This window comes from Deinococcus sp., assembly GCF_018260405.1.
In the GTDB taxonomy this organism is placed as follows: domain Bacteria; phylum Deinococcota; class Deinococci; order Deinococcales; family Deinococcaceae; genus Deinococcus.
The window spans coordinates 1-596 of record NZ_JAGLBG010000258.1 but is presented as its reverse complement, the minus strand read 5'-3'; the positions used below and the strand labels follow the sequence as shown (position 1 = coordinate 596).

1 protein-coding gene is annotated in these 596 nt (G+C 58.6%); it reads left to right on the top strand.

All coding sequences use genetic code 11. The features are described from left to right. Positions 1–124: 124 nt before the first annotated feature. Positions 125–596: hypothetical protein (locus QZ269_RS13425; protein ID WP_291427191.1), on the top strand; the 472-nt coding region annotated here is incomplete at its 3' end.

Below are 596 nucleotides of genomic sequence, written 5' to 3'. Positions count from 1 at the left end.
CCGGACTGAATAGGATTTTCTTTCGCTTCAGATGTTGAAAACTATTCGGGCTCTGCAAAAACTCGTGGACGAAGGAGTCCTGGTTAAAAAGGGAAATCGGTACTCGTTTCCTACGAAGCCCGCCTTGCCCGACGACGACGACGACGAGGACGACGAGAACGATTGCGACAAAGAGAAGGATTGCGAAGAGGAGCCAGAATGCGACGAGTCCGACGACGACGATGATGACGACGAGGAGGAGGAGGACGACGATGACGACGACGACGAGGAGGGATCGGAGTGTCCCAGTCCTTGTCCCGAGGACTCGGACGACGACGACGACGACGACGAAGAGGAGGAGGACGACGACGACGATGACGACGACGACGAATGCGACGCAAAAGAGGCCGCTCCCGACAAGGGAGACAACGAAATTCTTCCGGCCGAGCCTATTTGCCCCGACAACGGTCTGTCCAAAGTCATTTCCAACAACCAGAATCCGATGACCGGAGGCGGCGGCGGCGGCGGCACCAGCAACATCGTCCTCACGGGCAAGCCGAGCGATGCGAACGGCAACGCAGGAGGCATCACCACCTGCCCCGGTTCGAAGCCGAGCA